A 24,205-nucleotide genomic window follows, 5' to 3' on the forward strand; every position below is an offset into this window, starting at 1 on the left:
AGGGGGACTACAGGGGGTCTTACAGAGGTTATCAACAGGTTTGGAACACCACCCCCCACTCTTCCACTTCCCTTCAATCAGGTTGCCAACTCCAAAGCTCGCCAACGACCAGTTCAAACTGCCCCCCATATTGGGCTGTAAATTCGTCCCTAAAGTAATCTGGCAGGTTGAGTAGAAATAGGGGTCGCGATAAATCAGCGATCGCCGGAATTTCCTTGGATATACCAAACTCCTGGAATGGCAGCAAGGTAACGGTTTCGTTGAGGAGGTAACTGAGGGACACCAAATTGGCTGGGTTATAGCCATAGCTATCGGTGATGAGCAGGGGAGAATCACTGCTGTTGAGCAGTTGAGCGATCTCCGGGTGGTGATAGCTCATGACTTTGTTCCACCAGGTATTGGCTTGTAAGTGTGCGCCTCCAGAAACGATGCCAGCGATCGCCAACCCCACCGACAGCACTACTCCAACCGCCTGGTAAGAGCGTTTTGTAGTGGTCAACAGATGAGCAATCAGATACGCCACAGCCAGTTGCAGCGATAAAAAGAAGGGCAGCAAGTAGCGAGTCACGGTCGATCGCTGTCCCCCTGACAGAATATCCGGCACAACCAGGGGCAGCGACGTGCCAATACATAACGCCACAACAAACAACCAAACTGGTTTTGGAGCGTGCCTGACCAGGAAATAGAGCGCGTAAATCTCCAGGAGCAAAATGGGAACCATGGCAAACCCGTGGAGCAATAGATCGGAGGCAGAGGCTCTGGCACCCATATCAAAAAACACACGGGTCAAGTTGAATAGCCACATTCTGACGGTCATATCAATCGGCAGGGAAACCGTGACCCAACCAGCAGACGCCTTCAAAACACTGAGATAGCGCACTAGAAAGTAGAGCCAGGGAATAAATGCAACAACTGCGATCGCCCCTGTGATCAGAAATGCGATCGCCCGTCGGGTCAACTGCCACTGCATCTGGAAACCATCCTCGACCCGCCATATCTTTAGTGGCTGACGGCAAATAACATATAGCCCATGCCCGATCGCCACTAATGCCGAAAATACAGCCGTATAAAATGACACCGTCAAAGTCACGCCATACACTGCCCAGTGCTGCCATTGATGGAGCCGCATTGCCCGCAACAACGCTGCACTGCTGAGCAATGTCAGAGCCGTGAGGAGACTGTATTCTCGCGCCTCCTGAGCATAGACCAGATGAATCGGGGAAATAGCTAACAGGGCGATCGCCACCCATCCCACCAGTGGCGACTGAAACAACTCCCAGCACAGCCAATACACCGCCGGAAAAACCAGCAAACTCAAGAGAACAGCAAAACTACGAGTTACGACAATCGAATCGCCCCAAAGCCGCATCCAGAAGTGCATTAACAGATAAAAAAAGGGAGGATGCTGGGGATCTTCGCTGCCTAAGCCAAAAATCAGTTGGGATAATGTCCGGTTGGGATCAATCTGCTGGTAGCTAAGCAAGGAAGCAGGATTTCTTTCCTGTCCGGTAAACATCTCCGCCTTCAATTCTGATCCCGTGTGAGCCGTTGCCTCCATTGAGGTGAAGACTTCATCATGCCAGTAGATTTTTCTATCCAGATGGCTAAATCGAAACAGGATACCAATGACCAACAGTACGAGAACCGTCCACTTCAGGAGCGCAGGGACAGGCTTTGCAGTAAAAGGCTGAAAACTCTCTGTAGACATGATTTGCGATAGGGGGCAATATCGACCCAATTGTAGTCGTGTGTTTCACATAAACAGTTCCTCTGGTACACAAAGCAATCGTGTAATTGTCATCTCTCTATGGTTCATATTGGTGTTTAATTGGGTTAAGCCAAGCAGTCAACATTCACGTTCGTCACTAACCCGATCTCTGGAGTGAATCGCCACTAGAGATGGAGGTTCGTAAACTTTCTTCATAAATAACAAGCTCCTCACTGCAAGAGCATGATAAGCTCAGATGAAATTTGGGCTATTACTGTTTAGTGTGAGGCTAGGTGTTTGATGCGCGTTTTACTGCTCTACCCTTTATTCCCTCCAAGTTTTTGGTCATTTGAAAAAGCCTTGGAATTAGCAGGTCGCAAGGCATTCATGCCTCCACTGGGAATGATTACAGTGGCGGCGATCTTGCCACAAGAATGGGAATTTAAACTGGTCGATCGCAACGTTCGCTCGGTGACAGAAGCTGAGTGGGCATGGGCGGATCTCGTGATCGTCTCTGCCATGATTGTCCAGAAAGAAGACTTTTTAGCACAGATTCAGGAAGCCAAGCGTCGTGGCAAGCGAGTGGCGGTGGGCGGTCCCTACGCTACGGCTCTGCCACACGAAGCCGAAGAAGCCGGCGCAGATTACCTGATTTTGGACGAAGGCGAAATTACTCTGCCCATGTTTGTTGAGGCGATCGCCAAGGGTGAAACCAGTGGCACTTTCCGCTCTGGTGGCGAAAAACCCGATGTCACCATTACCCCGGTGCCTCGCTACGACTTGCTCGATCTGGATGCCTACGACAGCATGTCCATCCAGTTCTCACGCGGGTGTCCCTTCCAGTGTGAGTTCTGCGACATCATCGTGCTCTACGGACGCAAACCCCGCACCAAAGCCCCCCAACAACTGCTCAAGGAACTCGATTTTCTCTATGAGTTGGGTTGGCGCGGTGGCATCTTCATGGTGGATGACAACTTCATCGGCAATAAACGCAACGTAAAACTGTTGCTGCACGAGTTGAAAGTCTGGCAGAAAGAGCACAACTATCCTTTCGCCTTCACCACTGAAGCCTCCGTTGACCTGGCACAAGATCAGGAACTGATGGACTTGATGATGGATTGCAACTTCGGCAGCGTCTTCCTGGGCATTGAAACCCCCGATGAGGATAGCCTCTCCGTCACCAAGAAATTCCAAAATACCCGTGACCCGCTAAACGAAGCCGTTGAGAAGATCGTGCGGACAGGGTTGCGTGTGTTTGCCGGATTCATCATCGGGTTTGATGGTGAGAAAGCCGGAGCAGGCGATCGCATCGTTCGGTTTGCCGAGCAGACCACGATTCCCACAGCTATCTTCAGCATGTTGCAGGCGTTGCCTGACACAGCCCTCTATCACCGATTGAAGAAAGAAGGTCGTCTGCGCGATAAGCTGACCAACATCAACCAGACCACGTTGATGAACTTCATCCCCACTCGTCCTCTCGAAGACATTGCCCGTGAGTTCGTCGATGCCTGGTGGGAACTGTACGACCCGGTGAAATACCTCGATCGCACCTACCGTCACTTCATGATGATGGGTGCTCCGCGCCAAAAACCATCGCTCGGCATCCTCAAGCCTGCTCACATCCGGGCATTATTTGTCCTGGCTTGGCGGCAAGGTGTCGTGCGAAAGACTCGCTTTAAGTTCTGGCACCACTTGTTCAGCATTCTCAAGAACAATCCTGGCGTCTGGAACCGCTATTTAGCCACCTGCGCCTATGCGGAGCACTTCCTGTATTACCGCCAGTTAGTGCGCGACAACATCGAGACTCAACTCAAGGAGTACCTGGAGGAAGAAGCTCGGCTCAAGACCGAACAGCCCGATCCGGTCAAAGCGGTTGCTTAAATTCAACTAAAACTAATACCAACTTGATTTGAAGACACGAACCCCTCCCAACCTCCCCTTGGTAAGGGGAGGTGCCATAGGCGGTGGGGTTATGTGTAGCCATCACAGGCTAAATCGGTATAACAAATCCCCGGAATCTTTGAGACTCCGGGAATTTTGTATTGTAAAGGGTTTTGATTAAATTAGTTTGACGGCACGCAGGGTGTAATATAGCCCGATCGCCAATCCAGTCGCACCGCCCACTAAAATCACGTATGTAACTGCTCCAGCCATTTCTATACCTCTATTACGTCCTATTCCTATTGAATCATGAGTGGTTCTTTCGCGATCGCCTCCTGGCAAATGCGATAATGAGGGTCTGTTTTCTGAAGTTGGTTGCTACCCATGAAGTCTGTTATCCCGGTTGAGTTACCTAACCAGTCCTACGAAATCGCGATCGCCCCTGGTGGGTTAGATCATTTGGGCAACTGGATGCAACCGCTCAAGATTGGCAAACGGGTGTTGTTGGTGTCGAATCCGGGGATCTTTAAGCAGTATGGGGAACGGGCGATCGCCGCTCTAGAAGGGGCGGGGTTTCAGGTGGCGACCTGTTTGTTGCCTGCGGGGGAACGCTACAAAACCCTCGGCTCGATTCAAAAAGTCTATGATGTGGCGTTGGCAGAACGATTGGAGCGATCGTCAGCGATCGTTGCTTTAGGAGGTGGCGTGATTGGGGATATGGCGGGGTTTGCGGCGGCAACCTGGCTGCGGGGCATCTCCTTTGTGCAGGTGCCGACCTCCCTGCTGGCGATGGTGGATGCCTCGATTGGGGGCAAAACCGGGGTGAACCATCCCAATGGCAAAAACCTGATTGGTGCGTTTCATCAGCCACGCCTGGTCTTGATCGACCCGGAATTATTACGGACTCTTCCGGCGCGTGAGTTTCGTGCTGGCATGGCAGAGGTGATTAAGTACGGGGTAATCTGGGATGCTGACTTGTTTGAGCAACTGGAACAGGCAAAACGGTTGGATCAGCAGCGGTACATCTCACCGGAATTGATGCAATCCATCCTCACTTGCTCCTGTCAGGCAAAAGCGCATGTGGTCAGCAAAGACGAAAAGGAAGCGGGACTACGCGCCATCCTCAACTACGGTCACACAATTGGTCATGCGGTCGAGAGTTTGACGGGCTATCGCGTGGTGAATCACGGGGAAGCGGTGGCGATCGGCATGGTCGCCGCAGGTCAGATTGCCGTGGAACTGGGTTTATGGAGTGACACCGAGACGCAACGCCAATTCGCCCTGATCGAGAAAACTGGATTGCCGACTCGACTCCCATCCGGAATGGATCTTGAGGCGATTATCACCGCATTGCAAAGCGACAAAAAAGTGCAGTCGGGACAGGTGCGGTTTGTGTTGCCGACTCGAATTGGAGAGGCGATCGTCACTGATAAGGCGACCGCTGATGTGATCCGTCGTGTGTTGCAACAGATGGAGTCCTAAGGTTTTGCTGGAGGGTTGGGCGATTATCCCAAAGGGGGAACTGCTTCGCATCGCTCCAACAGACTCTAGATCTGCAACTTCTTGAAGAAGTTGCAGATCTAAACACACCTGTCCCTATCGCTCTAACACACTCATAAACTTGCCCTGGGCAAACGGTGCAGGAATGATCGGCATAAAGTGAACACGGTCATTCACCAGTTGCTTCACATAAAACTCGTTGATCGTGTGTTTCACCTGCTCTCGCGTTCCAATAATCCAAATCTGCACTTTTTCGGCAGGCGGAACGGGCAGCAGTTCATTAAACTCTGTAGTCATACTATTTGCCTCACTGTTGGGTGTAGAGAAGAACAGCTTAAGGCGTGGTTTCCCAACCACTCGTTTTGCGTCAGCAAGGCAATTGACCTAAAATCAACACAGCCTAGCCTCCTGCTCCATTCAGGAGTTAGGTTAGCTGGTTAGCGAGTGCTCGCTACACTCCTAATCAGCGTTATCCTCACCTTAAGCTTTGTCCACTGGAAATCCAGTGTTTCATAGAATAATCGAAAGGGCGGTTACCCCGCAAGGGGGAACTGCTTCGCACCGTAGACAAGCGTATGAAGGGAATTAGGGGCGACCCTTGCGGTATCTGCAAAGCAGCACGATGGGAATTGAATCATTGCTTTGGATCTGCTTGCCCTCATCAGGAATCTAAAAATATGCGGAAAGATTCTCGCTATTAAGCTTAATCCGCCTATTATTCAGAATTAATCTTCACGAGTAGTAAATTTGGGTGTTATGTCGAATTAGTCTACCTGTCCACCCTAAATTAGGATCTTAGACGTAAACTTTCATTCTATTAATAGTTAGCCTGCCTCAATATGCTGAGTCCCTCTGCCTGTATTATCGATTGCAATGGATATGGGACTTCCATGAAAATCTTCAGAGACTTGGAGCTAGAATCTTGACTGAACAGCCTGCTTCTAATGAAGCTCTTAGAAAAAAGCTTGTCATTGCAGCTTTACTAATTGCTTGTGGAAGTTTTGTACTAAGTTGGTTGGGATGGATAGAATTCCGTTTGAAGCAAGTAGCAGAGCAAGAACAGCGACGCGCGCTAGCAGCACAGCAAGAGCAACAATCAATGGTACAATCGCTAGCTGCGATAGAAGCGCAAATTAGGGCTTTTCAAGAGTTAGAGCAAAAGGAATTAGAGCGAGAGGAAAATGAAGGACCAGCAATATTTGCACCAGGACCCAGGATAGATTCGCTAGCTGCGATAGAAGCGCAAATTAGGTCTTTGCGTGAGTCACAGCAACAGGGAAATATAGTCCAAAGATCTGCTGAAGATAATGCAGGAAGTGCTACATCCGATTTAAATGGGGAAGAGCTTACGAGTATTTCGAGAGCGTCTTCTTCCTCACCAGAAACGGTGGTTACATCTCCTACCCTGCAATTAGCAGAACTGGCTTCAGCATTGGACAAGTACTACCTTTGGGGACTGGAACATCGTAAAGCTACGTTTCAACTTCAACTCATTAAAGACAACATTTTATTTGTTGTTGTACTGACCATTTTAGGATTTGGGCTTTATCTGTCTTATATTCAGTTCAAGAAAGGCGATCAAGCGGAGGGTAGCCTCAAATTAGGTCCTGCAGGTGTCGAAATCACTTCATCTATCTTGGGTATCTTCATACTCGCCTTCTCTATTGGCTTCTTTTATCTGTACTTAGTGCATGTGTTTCAGATAGAAGAAATCGGTCAACCAAATATCGCACCAGCAGTTGGTTCCGGCAATCAAGATAGGTAGCATGACCCAATATTTCTGTATCTTGCAATATGCCTAACAATTTCTTGCAGGTGGACGCGAAGTCGAAAAGATCAGGTTGACCTAAAGGAGTAAAAGTAGAAACAGCAAGAATTCTGTACGGGCGTGGGCTGACACTGCGTTGGTGCGGACGGTACAAAGGTTATCGGTTAGAGTTCAAGGCTATCTGCCGCCGCACAATTTCACCGTTAGCCCTCAGATATTAAGTAGCCATAGTCCTTCTAATTATTCTGTAAAGATTGAACCGTTTTGAATTAATAGCTGCGACAGTGATGAAGTTAAGTCAGATGATGTCATCAAATCACTACACTGGATTAGATCTTCAAGTTGAATCTGCCCAAAGACTGATTGAGATACGGAATAGGGGATGTTAGAAATGTTTTAATCGTTTGCGGAGAATTAAAATGGGACTCTTCAATAGAAACGATAGGAAGTCTGAAGAAACTAGAAAAGTCAGGATCGTTAATGAACGGAGTCGCGTCACAGAAAAGCACAATGGAGATGTGATTACGGATACATATCGTCAAGAGATTGAGTTTGAAGGATCTAGCGAAGATTGCAAAAATGTTGCCGCGCATGCCTACTTAGCAGGCAAGCAGGAGGAGCAACGTTTGTTATCTGATCAACCAGAAAGATCAGAGAAGCGTATTCGCGCGTTGCGAGCGGTGAATGAATAAAGGAGACAAAATTAAGGGTCTACGTAGAAGTGTGATTTCAGTCCTTCTTGTCTTGTGCGTTTTTCTGACAACTTTTGCTGCCCCTGCTTGTGCTTCCCTAGAAGAAGACTTTGTCGATGGTTTTGCTAAAGGAGCAGGTTAAACTGCTGACGTAGCTTTTGTTTCTTGAACAACATGTCTTGTTACAGCGGCATTTGCCCCAATCGCCGCTCCTGCTGTTTGCACCGCTTCTGGCGAGGTAATTTTTGGATGGTTTGGTTGGAAATTAGTTGGCAAGAGATGACTCTTTGGGAGAGCTGCTTCTGAGAGCTTATAGAGCAATACAACACCATAGTAGGCTTGGCACAAGAGGGCTAACAATCCTGTTGGGGCGGCGAACAGAGCTTTCTCACTACATTTTGATGATGTTTGTTGCCGCTCAATAGGGTCGTTAGACAGCTTGTGTGATCGGTTAGGGCGATGCTTCATTTTTTTGCAAAGGAACGAAAATATGAATCCAGAAGAAATATTGCGAAAAAAGTTTGAGGAAGAGTTAGACAAAGCAAAAGATAAAGGTGGTAAGGCAGATGGTGTCATTTGGGTTGCTGTTTTAGCTAACGCTGGGATGGGTGCAGTACCTCTCGGCATCAATATATGGACATTTGCTGGTGTCAACACTTTGATGGTTGTTTTTCTTGGAGGTATTTACGAGTACCACTTATCTCAGGAAGATGCCGGTAAACTAATTAAACAGATTTTTGGTGCTGTCGGATGGACATGGATGGCATCTGTTCTTGGGCTAAAGTTTTTTGCTGAAGTCTTAAAAGGAGTAGGTGTGATCACTTTGGGAGGTACGACCGTTGCTGGAATGGCACTAGACGCACTTCTCTCTGGAGCAGTCACATATGCTTTGGGATATACCACAAAGGACTACTTTGCTAAAGGCAAGAAAATGTCAAAATCCGAATTAGAGAAATCTTTCAAATCTAGGTTTGAAGAAGGCAAGCAAAAAGTTAAAAATCGAGGTTAAGTCGTTGATAGTTCTCTTGCTGCTGTCCTAAATAAATTAACAAGGAGAAGACCTAGTATGTTGAGAAGCTTTATGTCCCTTGTAGGAGCAATCATGGGAGAACATGATCATGATGTCCATGATGACTTTGATGTCCATGATGATACATTCCACGACATTCCTGAGCACGATGTTGATACTGATTATGATATTAGTTCCCTACATCCACAAGTTAGCCCAAGCTTTGGAAGCTCCTCCGATACAGGGACTTATGATCCAGTTAGTGGAACAGCGACTTTCCCAGATGGTACTGTTGTGACCAACCCTTACCAAGATGCTCATGGGCAAGTTTATAAGACTAGAGAGGATTGGGTAAATGCACAAGATCCACATACGGTTGAAGAAACATAGCTAAGTCTATCAGCGTGACTCAGCCTCTTAAAATTAGCTTTCCATTGTGCTAGAGATGATCTAAAGTGATGGGAAATTATTTAGTTTGCCCTTAACATTTAGAAAATCTAAAATGTGCTGTCTAATTAAACTCAGTGCGATCGTCAATCTTGTAGGGTGCGTTGCTGCTAAGCAAACGCACCATTCTAGTGAGCATCCTTTACATTAATGCCTAATTAAGCGATTACGTGCCCAACTGCCGAAGACTTGCGATCGGGGATGGTGCAAAGATGGTCTGTAGCAGTGCGATCGCCTGTAGCTTGAGTTTCCTTAATCAACCCAACAACTCATTATCCACTTACTGCACACGCTTCAGCGATCGCCTTCACACCCTTTGAGTAATGCCAACCATTAAGCTGTAAGGTTATTAGCATTTCTGCGCGTCCTGATATTTATGCAAGCCAAACTTCAAGAGCAACTCTCTCCAGCCGATGCAGAGGTGATTTTGGGGCGATTGCCTGAGCGAATTCGTACTGCTCTCATTGATCGTGCTGCTGAGATTGAATATCCCATCGAAGCAGTGCTTGAGATGGCGTGCTCTTCGAGATACCCGCAAGGGGTCGCAAGTTTCCTTGATTCAGAGGTGTTAGGTTTTGTAGATTGCAAGCCAAGGCGAGGTCAGTAGAGCTTTGTAATTGATGAATCGCAAAGTCTAACAAGTCATGGAGACGGAATACTGTAAAATCTCGGTCTGAGTTCGAGGTTAATTGCTGCCACTGATTTGAACCGTCAGCAGAGTCAGTAGCGATCGCCCTGTTGAGTTTGTTGGGTGATGAGAATTTTGATGGTGATCAGGTTTATCTGTAAGGTTTGCGCGATCGCTTGACTACATAAGAGAGTATCAAGAAGCCGTTTAAATATCTAAATCTGGAGGAATTAGGCTTCTGTAGGGATGTGGCATACTATATGCCTCAGCTTTCGCTCCAATGGTGCGTTACGCTAACGCTAACAGCACCCTACCGTCTGGGTGGTGAGCTTGTCGAACGGCTCCCCATTCCCCACTCCCATCTACCTCCCCACAACTCGCTATGTTGCCAAAGCCAACCAAACGCTGGACTCCCCATCTCTGGGCAAGTTGGAAACCCTTTGGACTCGGAGAACAATATCCCAACAACTATTGGGAGGTGTTTCGCGCCATCTGGCAAAACCGCGATCAACTCTCCTATGCCTGGAATATTCTCAATCAGGGAGTCTGCGACGGGTGTGCGCTGGGCACGACGGGCATGAAGGACTGGACGTTGGATGGCTTGCATGTGTGCAATGTGCGGTTGCGCTTATTGCGAATGAATACCATGCCTGCCCTTGATCCGACTGTGCTGACAGATGTCGAGTCGCTACGAACCAAATCCAGCGCAGAACTCCGCGAGATGGGACGGTTGCCCTATCCGATGCTGCGGCAAAAGGGCGACAAAGGCTTTCGACGGATTAGCTGGAGTGAGGCTCTAGAGGCGATCGCCACTCACATTCACACCACGCCACGCGATCGCTTGGGTTGCTACATCACCAGTCGCGGCACCGTGAATGAAACCTACTATGCGGTGCAAAAAGCAGTGCGATCGATGGGCTGCAACAACATCGACAATGCGGCTCGAATCTGCCATTCCCCCAGTACCGCTGCCCTCAAAACCACGCTTGGGGCAGGAGCCACGACCTGTTCCTACAAAGATTGGATTGGGACGGATCTGCTGGTCTTCATCGGGTCTAACGTCGCCAACAACCAACCTGTCACGGTGAAGTATCTGCACTGGGCAAAAAAAGCGGGGACGCGGATTGTGGTGATCAATCCCTACCGAGAACCGGGGATGGAACGCTATTGGGTGCCCTCAATTCCTGAAAGTGCGCTGTTTGGTACCAAGTTTGCTGAAGATTTCTTCTTGATTAACGTGGGAGGTGATATTGCCTTCCTCAATGGCACGCTCAAGCACCTGATTGAGCAGGGCTGGATTGATCAGGCTTTTTGCGATCGCCACACTACAGGACTCGCCGACCTCAAAGCTATCCTCGATGCCCAATCCTGGGAGGAGTTAGAACGCTGGTCAGGGGCAAGCCGCGAGGAAATGCTGAGCTTTGCCGAGATGGTCGGGAAGGCGCAAAAGGCAGTCTTTGTCTGGAGTATGGGGATCACTCAGCATGAGTGCGGTGAGGATAACGTTCGCGCCATCATCAACCTGGCACTGACCAAAGGGTTTGTGGGGCGCGAGGGCTGTGGGTTGATGCCGATCCGGGGACACTCTGGCGTGCAGGGTGGAGCCGAGATGGGCTGTTATGCCACCGTGTTGCCGGGGGGCAAGCCAATTACCCCAGAGAATGCGACTCGTCTCAGCGAACAGTGGGGCTTTGAAGTGCCCACGACAGCGGGACTAACGGCGACTGAAATGATCCACGCGGCAGCAGACGGCAAGCTGGATGTGTTGTGCTCCATCGGAGGTAACTTTTTGGAGGTGTTGCCTGATCCGGCTTATGTGCAGCAGGCATTAGAGCGAGTGCCGCTACGGGTGCATCTGGATATCGTCTGCTCTAGTCAGATGTTGATCGATCCGGCAGATACGGTGATTCTTTTGCCTGCGACGACTCGCTACGAGATTCCTGGTGGGGTAACGGAAACCAGCACTGAGCGACGGGTGATCTTCAGCCCTGAGATTCCCGGTCCTCGGATTGGGGAGGCACGACCCGAATGGCAGGTGTTTACGGAGTTGGCGCAGCGCGTGTGGGAGATGGATGGGGATTGGGTGGTCAATGGTCAATCGTCAGTGGTCAATGGTCAACCGTCAGTGGTCAATGGTCAACCGTCAGTGGTCAATGGTCAATCGTCAATCGTCAATCGTCAGTCGTCAGTGGTGAGTGGGGGTTGCTCTAATCCTTCATCTCTTAGCCTTCAGCCTTTCTTTACTACCACTCAGGCGATTCGGGAGGAGATCGCTCAGGTGATTCCCCAATATGCCGGGATTCAACACCTTAAGGAAGCGGGGGATCAGTTCCAATATGGGGGTTCCCATCTTTGCTTTGGCTGGAACTTTGCTACAGCGGATGGCAAGGCACACTTCACACCGTTGTCCTTACCTCAGCGGGAGTTGCCGGAGGGCTATTTCCGGGTGACGACGCGACGAGGTAAGCAATTTAACAGCATGGTACAGGCTAAGAAGGACATGATCACGGGGGCGTTTCGAGATGCGATTTACATGAGCCATGCCGATGCTGAGGCGTTAGGACTGACGGAGGGCGATCGCATCCGGTTGACGAACGAACAAGGGCAGTTTGAGGGACGAGTGTTTCTGGCGACGCTGAAACCGGGTAACTTGCAGGTTCACTGGCCCGAAGGAAATGGGTTACTCGACCGCAGCAAGCGATCGCAAGAAGGTGTTCCTGACTACAATGCGATTGTGCAATTGGAAAGTATTAATAAACACCATAAAGCATCATAAATGTGCCCATTTATGCAGTTTTAAAATCTAATTTCAAAGGTGCGACATCAACGAAATTAGCTCAAAAATTAAGCCTAATTTAACGAATCTGGGGATCTTAGAACTAGAGAGAGATTCTAGTGATACTTAAGGTGCGATCGCTCCAACGATAGATAGCAAGCCATTGACAACTCCTTAAACTGTTGCTCAAAAAGCGAATTTCCTTTTCTGAATTACTTCTTAAAACAAACGTTAAGTTTACCTGAATTGCATCAGATGTTTGTGAGAAGTCGGTTAAAAGGAAGCTAGAGACTCGTTGTTGATCACGTTCAAATTGACCGTATCCCCAATTACCCTTTCTCCTTATGACAGTTGCAACTCCGCTTCAAACTAAGCCTTTGGCATCAGACGAATTGCAGAAGATGAATGCCTACTGGCGGGCAGCAAATTATCTGTCTGTTGGTCAAATTTATCTGCTTGACAATCCCCTGCTTCGAGAGCCGCTCAAACTCGAACACGTCAAACCCCGACTATTGGGTCACTGGGGCACTACCCCTGGCTTAAATTTCATCTACGTGCATCTAAATCGGGTGATCAAAAAATTTGATCTCGACATGATTTACATCGCAGGACCGGGTCACGGTGGTCCGGGATTGGTCGCCAATACGTATCTAGAAGGCACCTACAGCGAGTACTACCCCAACATCTCTCCAGATGCCGAGGGAATGCAAAAGCTGTTTAAGCAATTCTCGTTTCCGGGTGGCATTCCCAGTCACGTTGCCCCTGAAACCCCTGGCTCAATTCATGAAGGTGGAGAACTCGGCTATGCCGTTTCCCATGCCTACGGTGCAGTGTTTGACAACCCCGATTTGATCGCCGCGTGCGTAGTAGGCGATGGTGAAGCGGAGACGGGTCCACTGGCAACCAGTTGGCACTCCAACAAGTTCTTAAACCCGGTGCATGATGGAGCGGTGTTGCCCATTCTGCACTTGAATGGCTACAAGATCGCTAACCCAACGGTGCTGGCTCGACTCAGCCATGAGGAACTGGAGAACCTGTTCATTGGCTACGGCTATAAGCCCTATTTTGTCGAGGGCAGCGATCCTGAAACGATGCACCAACTGATGGCGGCAACGCTGGACGTGGTGGTTCGCGAAATCAAAGAAATCCAGAACGATGCTCGCACGAATGGCTTTAGTCAGCGTCCCCAGTGGCCGATGATCATCCTGCGATCGCCCAAGGGTTGGACAGGTCCCAAAGAGGTGGATGGCAAGAAAACAGAAGACTATTGGCGATCGCACCAGGTGCCGTTTGCAGAATTGGCAACGAAGCCCGACCACATCCGTCTGCTCGAAGAGTGGATGAAGAGCTATAAACCAGAGGAACTGTTTGACGAAACGGGCAAACTCTTACCCGAATTGGCAGAATTGGCTCCGATTGGTACGCGCCGTATGGGCGACAACCCCCACGCCAATGGCGGTATTTTGCTGCGCGACCTCAAAATGCCCGACTTCCGCAAGTATGCCGTGACGTTTGACAAACCCGGCACCAAGCTTGCAGAAGCGACCCGCGTCATGGGGCAGTTTTTGCGCGACATCATGAAGTGCAACCTCGACGCCAAAAACTTCCGACTCTTTGGTCCCGATGAGACGGCATCGAATCGCTTGGGCGATGTCATGGAAGCGACCGATCGCACCTGGGTGGCGGAAACGTTGCCCTACGATGATCACCTCTCGGCTGATGGTCGCATCATGGAGATCCTCAGTGAGCACACCTGCCAGGGTTGGTTAGAGGGCTACTTGCTGACCGGACGACACGGGCTATTCTCCTGCTATGAGGCGTTCATCCACATCATCGATGCAATGTTTAACCAGCACGCCAAGTGGCTCAAAACCACACGCCACATCTCCTGGCGGCGTTCCGTTGCATCCCTCAACTACCTCTTGACTTCTCACGTCTGGCGACAAGACCACAACGGGTTTTCTCACCAAGACCCTGGTTTTATTGACCATGTGATGAACAAAAAAGCCGAGGTGATCCGCGTTTATCTCCCGCCGGATGCCAACACGCTGCTCTCCGTGACCGATCACTGTCTGCGGAGTCGCCACTACGTCAACGTCATCGTAGCGGGGAAACAGCCTGCCCTGCAATTCCTCAACATGGATGATGCCATCAAGCATTGCACCAAGGGCATCGGCATTTGGAGTTGGGCAAGCAACGATCAGGGTGAAGAACCTGACGTTGTGATGGCGTGTGCAGGGGATGTTCCTACGTTGGAAACACTCGCTGCTGTTGACATCATGCGTCAGCACTTCCCCGATCTCAAAGTACGAGTGGTCAACGTGGTGGACTTGATGACCTTGCAGCCTGCGAGTGAGCACCCCCATGGTTTGAGCGACAAAGACTTTGACAGTATCTTTACGACGGATAAGCCTGTTATCTTTGCTTTCCATGGCTATCCCTGGTTGATCCACCGCCTCACCTATCGCCGCACCAATCACTCTAATCTGCACGTGCGCGGCTACAAAGAAGAGGGAACGACGACGACTCCCTTTGACATGGTGGTGTTGAACGAAGTCGATCGCTTTAGTTTGGTGGATGACGTCATCGATCGCGTTCCCAAATTGCGCTATACCGCTGCTCATGTGAAGCAAATGCTGCATGACAAGCTGATCGAGCACAAGCACTACATCGCTCAGTATGGCGATGACATGCCTGAGATCCGCGATTGGACGTGGAACTACTAGGGTTAGAGGAGTAGAGAGTGATGGGGTAGAAGGGTGAAAGGGTAAGGGGTTAGAGGGGTGATAGGTAAACCGCAAAGACGCGATACCGTAAAGACGCGATTAATCGCGTATCTCCCCTACTCTCCACTTTGCAGAGATGCTATTAATCGCATCTCTCCCTCACTCCCTCACTTTGCACAGATGCGATTAACCGCGTCTCTCCCCCACTCCCTACTCCTTCACTAAAACTGGACAAATTAGCTGAAAATGGGGATGCTCTCTCGTATTTACACCCCCTTAACCTCACTATGGTTTTGTAGTGGAGGGGCTGCAATTCGACGGGTTGAAACGCAGAACGAATCGTCAACTTTTCTCCAAGTGTCCCTATGACTATACAAACCATTGCTACACAGCCATTTTTAGACCAGAAACCAGGAACCTCTGGACTGCGAAAACAGGTTCAGGTGTTTCAAAAGCCCCATTATTTGCAGAATTTTGTGCAAGCCATTTTTGATAGTTTAGAGGGCTATCAAGGGCAAACCCTGGTTGTCGGTGGGGATGGTCGCTATTACAACCGTGAGGCGATTCAAATCATTCTCAAAATGGCAGCGGCGAATGGATTTGGTCGGGTGCTGGTGGGTCGTGGCGGCATTTTGTCTACCCCAGCAGCGTCCTGTGTGATTCGTAAATACGGGGCATTTGGCGGCATTATCCTATCGGCGAGCCACAACCCCGGCGGACCGGATGGCGACTTTGGCATTAAGTACAACATCAGCAATGGTGGGCCTGCGCCAGAAAAGGTGACGGAAGCCATCTATGCGCGTAGCAAAACCATCGATCGCTACCTCGTTTTAGATGCACCCGACATTGACCTCGACAAAACTGGCATCCTGACGCTGGGCGAAATGACCGTCGAGGTGATTGATTCCGTATCCGATTACGCCCAGTTGATGGAGTCGTTGTTCGACTTCGATCGCATCCGAGAGTTGTTGACTAGTGGACGCTTCCGCATGTGTATGGATTCACTCCACGCGGTGACAGGTCCCTATGCTCATCGGATTTTTGAGCAACAGTTGGGTGCTCCTGCGGGAACGGTGCAAAATGGCGTTCCTCTAGAAGATTTTGGCGGTGGACACCCCGACCCTAACCTGGTGTACGCCCACGACCTGGTTGAGGTTCTGTACGGGGACAATGCGCCTGACTTTGGAGCCGCCTCTGACGGAGATGGCGATCGCAACATGGTTTTAGGGCGACGCTTTTTTGTCACCCCCAGCGATAGCCTCGCCATTCTTGCGGCGAATGCCAAGCTGGTTCCCGGATACCGCAACGGCTTAGCGGGAATTGCCCGTTCTATGCCGACGAGTCAAGCCCCCGATCGCGTCGCGGCTCAACTGGGCATCGATTGCTATGAAACCCCCACGGGCTGGAAGTTTTTTGGCAACCTGCTGGATGCGGACAGAGCAACCTTGTGTGGCGAAGAGAGCTTTGGCACAGGTTCCAATCACATCCGCGAAAAGGATGGACTGTGGGCGGTGCTGTTCTGGCTCAATATCCTGGCGGTGCGGCAACAACCTGTCGAGGAGATCGTGCGTGAGCATTGGAAAACCTATGGGCGTAACTACTACTCTCGCCACGACTACGAAGGGGTAGACAGCGATCGCGCCAACACGATGATGACCAATCTGCGCTCATTGGCTCCCACGCTCAAGGGTAAGACCTTTGGTAACTACACCGTTGAGTATGGCGATGACTTCAGCTATACCGACCCGGTCGATGGCAGCGTGAGTCAAAAGCAGGGCATCCGGATTGGCTTTACAGATGGCTCTCGCGTGGTCTTCCGTTTGTCAGGAACCGGGACTCAGGGCGCAACCGTACGGGTTTATCTGGAAAGTTACGAACCTGATCCCGCTAAACAGGATCAAGATCCTCAAGTGGCACTGGCAGATCTGATCGCGATCGCTGAGGAGGTCGCCCAACTCCGCGCCACTACTGGCATGGATAAACCAACTGTGATTACCTGATCTCCGCTTCCTCCGACAGGTGGTGGGCGCGGAAAAGGATACAGGCTAAAAGGTAGGGGTGCCTAGAGCCTTGAGCAGACCACTGTAGTACAGACGTGTAGTACAGACGCGATTAATCGTGTCTCTTCCGCTCCCACCCTCAACGAGGACGTTTTATGAATCCGCCTATTCAAGCTCCCTCTCCTCAAGCGGTGCGTGTCGAAGACGATCGCACCGGGATCAGCATCGAAACCCTCAAACGTGCCTTCGCCGATAACCTGTTTTACATTCAGGGCAAGTTTCCGGCGATCGCCACCTGCAATGACCACTACATGGCGTTGGCGTATACCGTGCGCGATCGCCTCTTACGCCGCTGGCTCAACACCACTCAAGCTCATCAGAAACAGGGCAAAGTGGTCGGCTATCTCTCCGCCGAATTTCTCATGGGTCCTCAATTGAATAACAACCTGATCAACCTGGGAATTTATGACCAGGTCAGACAGGCAATGGATGAGATGGGGATCAACCTGGATGACCTGATCGAGCAGGAAGAAGAACCAGGGTTGGGGAATGGCGGTTTGGGTCGCCTCGCCGCGTGTTTCATGGATTCGCTGGCAACGCTAGATATTCCGGCGATCGGCTATGGGATTCGCTATGAGTTCGGCATTTTTGACCAGGAAATTCGAGATGGCTGGCAGGTCGAAATCACCGACAAATGGCTGCGCTATGGCAACCCCTGGGAGATCGCCCGCACCGAAGAAGCCGCTCAGGTGAAGTTTGGGGGGCACACCGAACCCTATACCGACGAACACGGACGCTATCGAGTCCGCTGGATCCCGCATCAAACCGTGATGGGTGTTCCTTACGACACGGCAATTTTAGGATTTAAAACCAATACGGCTAATACGTTGCGGTTGTGGAAAGCGGAGGCGGCTGAATCCTTTGATTTCGCTGCCTTTAACCGGGGAGATTACTATGGAGCGGTTGACACCAAAATTGTCTCTGAGAATATTACCAAAGTGCTCTATCCCAACGATGAGCAACTGCGAGGAAAACAACTGCGGTTAGAGCAACAGTTCTTTTTTGTCTCATGCTCTTTGCAGGATGTGATTCGGCGACACCTGTGGGGTAGTCACCCCTTGGAAACCCTGCACGAAAAGTTTGCCCTCCAGATGAACGACACCCACCCGGCGATCGCCGTAGCTGAGTTGATGCGGCTGTTAATCGATGAGCATTGTATGGGGTGGGATCAGGCGTGGCAGATTACGCAAAATACCCTCAGTTACACGAATCACACGCTGTTACCCGAAGCACTAGAGCGGTGGGGATTACCGCTGTTTAGTAGCTTGCTACCCCGTCATTTAGAAATCATTTTTGAGATTAATCGGCGGTTCCTCGATACCGTTCGTCTCAAGTTTCCCAACGATATGGGTCGGGTCAGCCGACTATCGCTGATTGACGAAACCGGAGAACGCTATGTCCGGATGGCAAACCTCGCCTGTGTCGGTAGTCATGCCATTAATGGCGTGGCTGCGTTGCACACCGAACTACTGAAAGAAACCGTTCTCAAGGATTTCTACGACACCTTCCCCGAACGCTTCTACAACAAAACGAATGGGGTCACGCCGCGCCGCTGGATTGTACTGAGTAACCCTCGTCTGACCCAATTAATCTCTAGCCGCATTGGCGACAACTGGATCAAACACTTAGACGATCTGCGACAACTGGAACCCTTTGCCGACGATCCGGGATTCCGGCAAGAGTGGGGACAGATTAAGCGTGAACTCAAACTCAATCTGGCTGGACATATCCTCAAGACCACCGGATTGCAGGTCAACCCTGACTCCATGTTCGACATTCAGGTCAAGCGGATTCATGAATACAAGCGGCAACACCTGAATGTGTTGCACATCATCACGCTCTACAACCGTTTAAAGCAGAACCCCGACCTCGACATTGTCCCCCGCACCTTCATCTTTGGGGGGAAAGCGGCTCCGGGCTACGTCATGGCGAAGTTGATGATTAAGTTCATCACCTCCGTTGGGGAAGTGGTGAATCAAGACCCCGATGTGCGCGATCGCCTCAAAGTGGTTTTCTTGCCGGACTACAACGTCAAATTTGGTCAGCGAGTATATCCCGCAGCGGATTTGTCTGAGCAGATCTCGACCGCAGGCAAAGAAGCCTCTGGCACAGGCAACATGAAATTTGCCATGAACGGGGCACTCACCATCGGCACCCTGGATGGAGCCAACATCGAGATTCGTGAAGAAGTCGGAGCCGACAATTTCTTCCTATTTGGACTCAATGCAGATGAGGTGATGGCTCTCAAATCACGGGGTTACCATCCCAGCGACTATTACCACTCCAATCCTGACCTGCGGGCAGTGATTGATCTAATTGCCTCTGGGCACTTCTCCCACGGCGACACCAATCTGTTTTGCCCTCTGCTCGAATCCCTACTCAACTCCGACCCCTATATGTTGATGGCAGACTACCAGTTTTATATAGACTGTCAGGCGCAAGTCTCTGAGGCATATCGCGATCGCGATCGCTGGTTACGGATGTCCATCCTGAACGCTGCCCGCACCGGCAAATTCTCCTCCGATCGCTCTATCCGCGAATATTGCGAGGAAATTTGGCACGCCCAACCTGTTGAAGTCCAGATAGAAGAATACGTACAAGCCAAAGCAGGCTTAATGGAATAGGAAGAAGGGAAGTGAGGGTGTAGGGTGTAAGGGAGTCAGAGACGCGATTAATCGCATCTGTACAGCACTTATCACCCCCTTGCAAAGCGTGGCGTAGCCCTCACCCCATCACCCTATCCCCCCTGTTGGTGAGCCTGCCGAATCCTACCCCTACCCCATCACCCTCTACCCCATCACCCCCACCCCCCACCCGTCTATGAGCCTAAAACTGTATCTGCTTCGACATGGCGAAACCACCTATAGCCGTACTGGAGGCTATTGTGGTGAGCTTGATCCCGACCTGACCCCCGAAGGCGAAGAGATGGCAAAAGGCTTTGCCGAAACCTATCACACCGTCCCCTGGGATGCTGTCTATGTCAGCCCGATGAAACGGACGATCGCCACGGCTAAACCTTTGTGTGATGCGTTGGGCATTGAGATGCAGCTGCGAGACGGTTTGAAAGAGATTCGCTATGGCGAGTGGGAGGGCAAAACTCAGGATTTCGTTAAGGAAAACTATCTCGACGACTACATCCGCTGGATGACCGAACCTGCCTGGAATGCACCCACCGGAGGTGAAACCGCTGTCGAGATCGCCAGTCGTGCCTCGTTGGTAATTGCTGAGATCGAAAGTAAATGCACCAACGGAAATGTGCTCGTCGTCTCCCACAAAGCCACCATCCGGATCATTCTCTGTACCCTGTTGGGCATCGACTTAGGACGCTACCGCGATCGCATCAACGCTCTAGCTGCCTCTGTGAGTGTCGTCAAATTTACCGAACACGGTCCTCTGTTGGAAGTACTGGGCGATCGCCACCACATCCCGGCTCATCTGCTAGCCATGCCTGGAACATAAATTAGGGAGTGGGGAGTAGGGAATGGTCAATGGTCAATGGTCAATGGTCAATTGTTAATAGCTCTCACCCCTCCCTACCCCTCTCCCTCCCTCACTCCCTTCTCCCTCGCTCGCTCCCTTACCCCACTCCCCATTCCCCACTCCTCACTCCCTCACTCACTCCCCACTCCCCACTCCCCACTCCCCACTCCCCATGAAGATACTCGTTCTCAACGCTGGGTCGAGCAGTCAAAAAAGTTGCCTCTATGCCCTCAATGGTGACCTTCCTGCTGATCCTCCTGAACCCGTGTGGGAAGCCCACATCGATTGGACTCATCAGCAGGGCATGGCAGAGATCAACGTCAAAGTGGCTGGGATCACGTTAGAGCATGAGTTGCCCTCAACCTCCCGCACTGAAGTGACCCAATTCATGCTGGAAACCCTGTGGAGCGGTAAAACCCAAGTCATCGAGAATCCCAAAGAAATCGAAATTGTAGGGCATCGCGTCGTTCATGGCGGGCAAGAATACCAATCGAGTACACGAGTCAACGCGGATGTAAAAGCTGCGATCGCCCGTCTGGCTAGCTTTGCTCCGGTACACAATCCCGCCAACCTGGAAGGTATCGAAGTCATTGAACAGGTGTTGGGAGATGTGCCGCAGGTTGCAGTCTTTGATACGGCGTTTCATGCCCATCTGCCCCCTGCGACTGCCGTTTATCCCATCCCCTACAAGTGGTTTGAGCAAGGAATTCGGCGTTATGGCTTTCATGGCATCAGTCACCAATATTGCGCTCACCGTGCGGCTCAACTGCTGAACCGCGATCTCAACTCACTACGGCTGATTACCTGCCATTTAGGGAACGGGTGTTCCTTAGCAGCGATCGCCCAAGGACACAGTATAGACACCACCATGGGCTTCACCCCATTAGAAGGATTGATGATGGGAAGCCGTTCCGGTTCGGTCGATCCGGGGATCTTGATTCACCTGTTGCGTCAGGAGGGATATACCGCAGACCAACTCGACCAGATGCTGAACAAAGAATCAGGCTTAAAAGGGGTTTCGGGTATTTCTGCCGATGTGCGTCGCGTGCGAGAGGCAGATGCTCAAGGGAACGCGCAAGCCCAACTGGCTCTGGAGGTATATGTGCATCGATTGCGATCGCAGATTGGTTCCCTCTTACCTGCTCTGGGTGGGCTCGATGCCCTCGTGTTTACCGCTGGTGTAGGTGAAAACGATGCTCAACTGCGAGCCGCGACCTGCGAGGCGTTTGGCTTCCTGGGCTTAACCCTTGACCCGCAGAAGAACAACCAAAAACCTGTGGATCAGGATATCGCCACCCCCGATTCTGCCGTTCGGGTGCTGGTCATCCACACACAAGAGGATTGGGCGATCGCTCAGGAATGTTGGAAATTGGTTCATTAAACGGTAGGAGTGCGGCATTTGGCCGATAGCGGGTGGATAAACCGCAAAATGGCTTTGCCAAATGCCATACCCGTACAGAAATTGTTCAGCACAGACCAGATGGAATGAGCCGATTAACAGTTAACCCTCCTGAAAATGTTGAGAAAAAGTGAGCATCTGAGCCAATTTTGAATCCATGAACAATCATGGGAATGGGCATTTGTATTTGCATCAACTCTCCTCTCTTTTTTCTTCTTTTTTTATCCTTCATCCTTCATCGTTTATCCCTTTTTCTTCCTTCTCTTCTCAGGAACTTAGCCATGTCCAACTTGCTTGACCAACTGCGGGAAATGACAATTGTGGTTGCCGACACAGGCGATATTCAGGCGATCGAGCAATTTACCCCCCGTGATGCAACCACCAACCCTTCGTTGATTACCGCTGCGGCTCAAATGCCGCAATACCGCGAAATCGTCGATCAAACCCTGCTTACTGCAAAAGCAGACTTGGGGGCAGGTGCCAGTGATGAACAAATTGCGACCTTAGCCTTTGATCGGTTGGCAGTGGCATTTGGACTCAAAATTCTCAAGATTATTCCCGGTCGCGTCTCCACCGAAGTGGATGCCCGTCTGTCCTACGATACGGAAGCAACCGTCGCCAAAGCCCATGACCTGATTGCCCAATACGAAGCCGCAGGGGTGGGTCGCGATCGCGTTCTCATCAAAATCGCCTCTACATGGGAAGGCATCAAAGCCGCTGAAATCCTTGAAAAAGAAGGAATTCACTGCAACCTGACGCTGTTGTTTGGGCTACATCAAGCGATCGCCTGTGCCGAAGCCGGAGTAACGCTGATCTCTCCCTTTGTCGGGCGCATTCTCGACTGGTACAAAAAAGAAACCGGACGCGACAGCTACCCACCCGCTGAAGATCCGGGCGTTCTCTCCGTCACCAAAATCTACAACTACTACAAAAAGTTTGGCTACAAGACCGAGGTGATGGGAGCGAGCTTCCGCAATGCAGGCGAGATCACCGAATTGGCAGGTTGCGATCTGCTGACGATTTCTCCAGCCTTGTTAGCCGAGTTGAAATCCACCACAGGCGACCTGCCTCGTAAACTCGACCCCTCTAAAGCGGCTGACCTCCCAATCGACAAGATCGATATGAATGAGGCTGTGTTTGCTGAGATGCACGCCAGCGATCGCATGGCATCTGAGAAATTAGAGGAAGGGATCAACGGTTTCACCAAAGCCCTCGTGACGCTGGAGACGTTGTTGAGCGATCGCCTCAAGCGACTAGAAGGAGAAGACACCGTTACCCATGCGGCTGAAGATATCTTCCACGTCTATGACCTGGATGGCGACGGCTTCATCACGCGTGAGGAATGGCTGGGTAGCGACGCCGTATTTGACGCATTGGATGTCAACAAAGACGGTAAAATCACCCCTGAAGAAATGGGATCTGGGCTAGGTGCGTTGCTACGTTTGGCAACTGCCCAGTAAGTCACATCCGATCCGTTACTCACGAGGGGCGAAGCGTTCGGGCAGTGGGTATGCAATCTCATCGCAATCCTCTTACTGAATGCTTTGCCCAGACACAAGCAATAGTGTCTATATTCTTTTGCAATCACAAAAAGCGATCGCGCTTCTTTAGAAATTCCGTGAACCTGGGAACGATAACTGTAGTCATACAGTAAGGAACACCTTTCCTGGGGCACGGTCACAATGAGAGCGAGTAAAAGACTACACGGATCTGGCTTAGATGATATTGGTGGTGGCTTTAGAACTGCCTCTGCAATGCAAGGCAGCTCTCCAGCACGAGTCGTTGTTCCTCCAAAAGCATCCCCCTTGCCAGATCCTTTGGATGACGAAGACGACATCGATTTATATGCTGAATCGGTCACCACACCCCCGATTCGTCACTTGAGACACAGCAGAAACCGAGCTAAAGCCATGGCGATCGCAGATGAGCGTCTCAATCGCCTGTCTGAAGAATTGCTGGAACTGGCAGACGAGTTGCGCTATCTCAATCCCCTCATGGCAGATGCGCTTGATGCTGCATGGCAATCCACGGATGAAGCGTTAGAAATTTTGGCAGACCCTCACGCCTGGTAAATTGAGCTTTGGTCAGAAAGCGGATTAATCTATTCATCCGTCCAGACGCGATTAATCGC

General features: G+C 50.7%; 20 protein-coding genes. 16 read left to right on the plus strand and 4 right to left on the minus strand.

Annotated elements, in window-relative coordinates; translation table 11 throughout:
• Nucleotides 1–73 precede the first annotated feature (73 nt).
• Complete coding sequence (locus tag H6G89_RS14965) at nt 74–1,708, minus strand: glycosyltransferase family 39 protein (RefSeq protein WP_190507670.1); 1,635 nt, start codon at nt 1,706–1,708, stop codon at nt 74–76.
• 300 nt (nt 1,709–2,008) lie between these two features.
• Between H6G89_RS14965 and H6G89_RS14970 the strand changes: the two genes are divergently transcribed.
• Nucleotides 2,009–3,589, plus strand: coding sequence for a B12-binding domain-containing radical SAM protein (locus tag H6G89_RS14970; RefSeq protein WP_190508045.1), 1,581 nt, complete (start codon nt 2,009–2,011; stop codon nt 3,587–3,589).
• Between the two features lie 177 nt (nt 3,590–3,766).
• Here the strand turns inward: H6G89_RS14970 and petL are convergent, their stop codons facing one another.
• Nucleotides 3,767–3,862, minus strand: a complete 96-nt coding sequence (gene petL / locus H6G89_RS14975; protein ID WP_190507672.1) for a cytochrome b6-f complex subunit PetL — start codon at nt 3,860–3,862, stop codon at nt 3,767–3,769.
• 111 nt (nt 3,863–3,973) lie between these two features.
• Between petL and aroB the strand changes: the two genes are divergently transcribed.
• On the plus strand, nt 3,974–5,071 hold the full coding sequence (gene aroB, locus H6G89_RS14980; protein WP_190507674.1) for a 3-dehydroquinate synthase: 1,098 nt from the start codon (nt 3,974–3,976) through the stop codon (nt 5,069–5,071).
• Between the two features lie 114 nt (nt 5,072–5,185).
• On the opposite strand, the gene H6G89_RS14985 is transcribed toward aroB, so the two are convergent.
• Nucleotides 5,186–5,386, minus strand: a complete 201-nt coding sequence (locus H6G89_RS14985; protein WP_190507675.1) for a hypothetical protein — start codon at nt 5,384–5,386, stop codon at nt 5,186–5,188.
• Between the two features lie 625 nt (nt 5,387–6,011).
• On the opposite strand from H6G89_RS14985, the gene H6G89_RS14990 reads away from it, so the two are divergent.
• Both H6G89_RS14990 and H6G89_RS14995 read left to right on the plus strand, forming a co-directional pair.
• Nucleotides 6,012–6,854 (plus strand): hypothetical protein, encoded by an 843-nt coding sequence (locus tag H6G89_RS14990; RefSeq protein ID WP_190507678.1) that lies wholly within the window; start codon nt 6,012–6,014, stop codon nt 6,852–6,854.
• 422 nt (nt 6,855–7,276) lie between these two features.
• Nucleotides 7,277–7,549, plus strand: a complete 273-nt coding sequence (locus tag H6G89_RS14995) for a hypothetical protein (protein ID WP_190507680.1) — start codon at nt 7,277–7,279, stop codon at nt 7,547–7,549.
• 138 nt (nt 7,550–7,687) lie between these two features.
• On the opposite strand, the gene H6G89_RS15000 is transcribed toward H6G89_RS14995, so the two are convergent.
• On the minus strand, nt 7,688–8,017 hold the full coding sequence (locus tag H6G89_RS15000; RefSeq protein WP_190507682.1) for a hypothetical protein: 330 nt from the start codon (nt 8,015–8,017) through the stop codon (nt 7,688–7,690).
• Between the two features lie 22 nt (nt 8,018–8,039).
• On the opposite strand from H6G89_RS15000, the gene H6G89_RS15005 reads away from it, so the two are divergent.
• The 12 genes from H6G89_RS15005 to H6G89_RS15065 all read left to right on the plus strand — a co-directional run bounded on the left by H6G89_RS15005 (nt 8,040) and on the right by H6G89_RS15065 (nt 24,146).
• Complete coding sequence (locus tag H6G89_RS15005) at nt 8,040–8,558, plus strand: YcjF family protein (RefSeq protein WP_190507684.1); 519 nt, start codon at nt 8,040–8,042, stop codon at nt 8,556–8,558.
• A 57-nt stretch (nt 8,559–8,615) separates the two neighbouring features.
• A complete protein-coding gene (locus tag H6G89_RS15010; RefSeq protein ID WP_190507686.1) occupies nt 8,616–8,948 on the plus strand; it encodes a hypothetical protein in 333 nt (110 codons plus the stop codon).
• A gap of 433 nt (nt 8,949–9,381) precedes the next feature.
• Complete coding sequence (locus H6G89_RS15015; RefSeq protein ID WP_190507688.1) at nt 9,382–9,612, plus strand: hypothetical protein; 231 nt, start codon at nt 9,382–9,384, stop codon at nt 9,610–9,612.
• Nucleotides 9,613–10,015: 403 nt separating this feature from the next.
• The gene (locus tag H6G89_RS15020) at nt 10,016–12,409 is read left to right on the plus strand and encodes a molybdopterin-dependent oxidoreductase (protein ID WP_242059953.1); all 2,394 of its coding nucleotides are present in this window, start codon (nt 10,016–10,018) and stop codon (nt 12,407–12,409) included.
• A 344-nt stretch (nt 12,410–12,753) separates the two neighbouring features.
• Nucleotides 12,754–15,135: a phosphoketolase family protein gene (locus H6G89_RS15030; RefSeq protein ID WP_190507690.1), complete on the plus strand. Its 2,382-nt coding sequence runs from the start codon at nt 12,754–12,756 to the stop codon at nt 15,133–15,135.
• Between the two features lie 365 nt (nt 15,136–15,500).
• Complete coding sequence (locus H6G89_RS15035; protein ID WP_190507693.1) at nt 15,501–17,135, plus strand: alpha-D-glucose phosphate-specific phosphoglucomutase; 1,635 nt, start codon at nt 15,501–15,503, stop codon at nt 17,133–17,135.
• A 155-nt stretch (nt 17,136–17,290) separates the two neighbouring features.
• Nucleotides 17,291–19,819 (plus strand): glycogen/starch/alpha-glucan phosphorylase, encoded by a 2,529-nt coding sequence (locus tag H6G89_RS15040; protein ID WP_190507695.1) that lies wholly within the window; start codon nt 17,291–17,293, stop codon nt 19,817–19,819.
• Nucleotides 19,820–20,015: 196 nt separating this feature from the next.
• Entirely contained in the window at nt 20,016–20,654 is a 639-nt protein-coding gene (locus tag H6G89_RS15045; protein WP_190507697.1) for a histidine phosphatase family protein, read from the plus strand.
• A 36-nt stretch (nt 20,655–20,690) separates the two neighbouring features.
• On the plus strand, nt 20,691–20,915 hold the full coding sequence (locus H6G89_RS15050) for a hypothetical protein (protein ID WP_190507699.1): 225 nt from the start codon (nt 20,691–20,693) through the stop codon (nt 20,913–20,915).
• Nucleotides 20,848–22,056, plus strand: coding sequence for an acetate kinase (locus H6G89_RS15055; protein WP_190507701.1), 1,209 nt, complete (start codon nt 20,848–20,850; stop codon nt 22,054–22,056). The genes H6G89_RS15050 and H6G89_RS15055 overlap by 68 nt, the downstream gene beginning before the upstream one ends.
• A gap of 299 nt (nt 22,057–22,355) precedes the next feature.
• On the plus strand, nt 22,356–23,534 hold the full coding sequence (locus H6G89_RS15060; RefSeq protein ID WP_190507703.1) for a transaldolase: 1,179 nt from the start codon (nt 22,356–22,358) through the stop codon (nt 23,532–23,534).
• A gap of 222 nt (nt 23,535–23,756) precedes the next feature.
• Complete coding sequence (locus H6G89_RS15065; protein ID WP_190507705.1) at nt 23,757–24,146, plus strand: hypothetical protein; 390 nt, start codon at nt 23,757–23,759, stop codon at nt 24,144–24,146.
• The last annotated feature ends 59 nt before the right edge of the window (nt 24,147–24,205 follow it).

It is taken from the genome of Oscillatoria sp. FACHB-1407 (assembly GCF_014697545.1).
GTDB lineage: Bacteria > Cyanobacteriota > Cyanobacteriia > Elainellales > Elainellaceae > FACHB-1407.

Bases quoted from the DNA above. Each gene is read 5' to 3' on its own strand.
- H6G89_RS14965 (WP_190507670.1), bottom strand. From the start codon at position 1,708: ATGTCTACAGAGAGTTTTCAGCCTTTTACTGCAAAGCCTGTCCCTGCG.
- H6G89_RS14970 (WP_190508045.1), top strand. From the start codon at position 2,009: ATGCGCGTTTTACTGCTCTACCCTTTATTCCCTCCAAGTTTTTGGTCA.
- petL (WP_190507672.1), bottom strand. From the start codon at position 3,862: ATGGCTGGAGCAGTTACATACGTGATTTTAGTGGGCGGTGCGACTGGA.
- aroB (WP_190507674.1), top strand. From the start codon at position 3,974: ATGAAGTCTGTTATCCCGGTTGAGTTACCTAACCAGTCCTACGAAATC.
- H6G89_RS14985 (WP_190507675.1), bottom strand. From the start codon at position 5,386: ATGACTACAGAGTTTAATGAACTGCTGCCCGTTCCGCCTGCCGAAAAA.
- H6G89_RS14995 (WP_190507680.1), top strand. From the start codon at position 7,277: ATGGGACTCTTCAATAGAAACGATAGGAAGTCTGAAGAAACTAGAAAA.
- H6G89_RS15000 (WP_190507682.1), bottom strand. From the start codon at position 8,017: ATGAAGCATCGCCCTAACCGATCACACAAGCTGTCTAACGACCCTATT.
- H6G89_RS15005 (WP_190507684.1), top strand. From the start codon at position 8,040: ATGAATCCAGAAGAAATATTGCGAAAAAAGTTTGAGGAAGAGTTAGAC.
- H6G89_RS15010 (WP_190507686.1), top strand. From the start codon at position 8,616: ATGTTGAGAAGCTTTATGTCCCTTGTAGGAGCAATCATGGGAGAACAT.
- H6G89_RS15015 (WP_190507688.1), top strand. From the start codon at position 9,382: ATGCAAGCCAAACTTCAAGAGCAACTCTCTCCAGCCGATGCAGAGGTG.
- H6G89_RS15020 (WP_242059953.1), top strand. From the start codon at position 10,016: ATGTTGCCAAAGCCAACCAAACGCTGGACTCCCCATCTCTGGGCAAGT.
- H6G89_RS15030 (WP_190507690.1), top strand. From the start codon at position 12,754: ATGACAGTTGCAACTCCGCTTCAAACTAAGCCTTTGGCATCAGACGAA.
- H6G89_RS15035 (WP_190507693.1), top strand. From the start codon at position 15,501: ATGACTATACAAACCATTGCTACACAGCCATTTTTAGACCAGAAACCA.
- H6G89_RS15040 (WP_190507695.1), top strand. From the start codon at position 17,291: ATGAATCCGCCTATTCAAGCTCCCTCTCCTCAAGCGGTGCGTGTCGAA.
- H6G89_RS15045 (WP_190507697.1), top strand. From the start codon at position 20,016: ATGAGCCTAAAACTGTATCTGCTTCGACATGGCGAAACCACCTATAGC.
- H6G89_RS15050 (WP_190507699.1), top strand. From the start codon at position 20,691: ATGGTCAATGGTCAATTGTTAATAGCTCTCACCCCTCCCTACCCCTCT.
- H6G89_RS15055 (WP_190507701.1), top strand. From the start codon at position 20,848: ATGAAGATACTCGTTCTCAACGCTGGGTCGAGCAGTCAAAAAAGTTGC.
- H6G89_RS15060 (WP_190507703.1), top strand. From the start codon at position 22,356: ATGTCCAACTTGCTTGACCAACTGCGGGAAATGACAATTGTGGTTGCC.
- H6G89_RS15065 (WP_190507705.1), top strand. From the start codon at position 23,757: ATGAGAGCGAGTAAAAGACTACACGGATCTGGCTTAGATGATATTGGT.